The organism is Kribbella sp. NPDC055071 (genome assembly GCF_053608045.1).
In genome coordinates this window covers 1-1,672 of record NZ_JBSGUS010000067.1, presented here as the reverse complement: position 1 = coordinate 1,672, position 1,672 = coordinate 1, and the positions used below count along the sequence as shown (strand labels likewise).

Below are 1,672 nucleotides of genomic sequence, written 5' to 3'. Positions count from 1 at the left end.
GGGGGCCTGGTGTTTCCTCGCTCGGTGATTGTGTGCCGGCGCTGGTCGGTGTCAACGTCGTTCATGCTCGCTGCGCTGCGCGTGCTCCACGTTGACATCTCCGGTGCGCCGGCGGGGTTGGCGGCGATCGAGGGGAACACCGGGTCTTTGAGGAGTCCCTGGGGGTTGCGGGCCGGGGCCTCGCGCACAAGATTCGTGGGTTACCGAGCGGGGTGTGCCTGCTCGGCCTGTCCAACAATTGTGGGAGGCCCCGGTGTTTACCGAGCGTACGAGTGTTGGGCTCGACGTGCACGCCAGGTCGGTCGCGGCGGCAGCGATCGATGGTGTGACGGGCGAGCTCGTGCGGGCGAGGCTGGTTCCGTCGTATGACCAGGTGCTGGGCTGGATCCGGGGTTTGCCGGGGCCGTCTGCGGCTGTTTATGAGGCCGGTCCGACCGGGTTCGGGTTGTCGCGGTACTTGAACGCGGCAGGGGTCCGGTGTGTGGTCGCGGCACCGTCGAAGTTGCAGCGTCTGTCGGGTGATCGGGTCAAGACCGACGCCAGGGACGCGGTCCATCTGGCCCGGTTGCTGAGGCTGGACGAAGTCACGGCGGTGGTCGTGCCCAGCGTCGAGCAGGAAGCGGCCCGTGATCTGGTCCGGGCCCGCGACGACTGTCGTGTCGATCTGATGCGCGCTCGGCATCGGTTGTCGAAACTGTTGCTGCGCCAGGGCATTGTCTATTCCGGTGGCAATGCCTGGACCGGTGTTCATGACGAATGGCTTCGCCGGCAACGGTTCACCAACCCGGCGGTGCAGATGACGTTCGCCTCCGATTACGAAGCGGTGCTGATGGTCAAGGCCCGACAAGACCGCCTCGACACCACGCTCGCAGCGATGGCCGCCGACAGCGAGTTCACCCCGCTCGTGCGCCGGCTGGGGTGCCTGCGCGGGATCGCCACTTTGACCGGGTTCGCGCTGGCGGTCGAGATCGGCGACTGGCACCGGTTCACCGGCAACACCATCGGTTCGTTCGTCGGCCTGGTCCCCAGCGAACATTCCTCCGGTGCGTCACGGACCCAGGGCCCGATCACCAAGACCGGTAACACCCACGTCCGCCGGCTACTGATCGAGGCTGCCTGGCACCACCGCACCCGCTACACCGTCGGCAAGACCCTGCACGACCGGTGGGAACTGGCCGGCCCGCAGGCACGAACCCGCGGCCACCAAGGCAACCAGCGCCTCCACGCACGCTGGATCACGTTCAACCAGCGACACAAACACCACGCCGTCGCCAACACCGCGATCGCCCGCGAACTCGCCGGCTGGTGCTGGTCCCTGGCCATCCTCGAATAACAACCCCCACCGACCGGGGTGCTCCACCCCCGGCCAAAACAGTGGTGACAAGCGCGAGGAGCGACCCGCGCCGCAGCTATGAGACAGCCAACGCCACCCGGCGTCGGCCACGCTCGAGGATAGACACGCGACCCGCTCCAGCCGAACAACCCGTTCTGCGGTAACCAACCCGCGCATATCAGCCTGACCACGCGTCGCCAACGACACGCTCACCACCTCCAGGCCAACAGGGGCCCGGCAACCCCACGAGGCGCCCGCCACGGCAAACCCGAGACGGGCGCCTCACCCTGCCCTCTTGACAACCAACCACTCCATATCAGCTGCGTCCTTCCCTGGTCG

At 67.3% G+C, this 1,672-nt stretch carries 1 protein-coding gene; it reads left to right on the top strand.

Features of this window, described 5'->3' with window-relative positions:
• Positions 1 to 253 precede the first annotated feature (253 nt).
• On the top strand, positions 254 to 1,333 hold the full coding sequence (locus ACWF4Z_RS38220; protein ID WP_452248103.1) for an IS110 family transposase: 1,080 nt from the start codon (positions 254 to 256) through the stop codon (positions 1,331 to 1,333).
• The last annotated feature ends 339 nt before the right edge of the window (positions 1,334 to 1,672 follow it).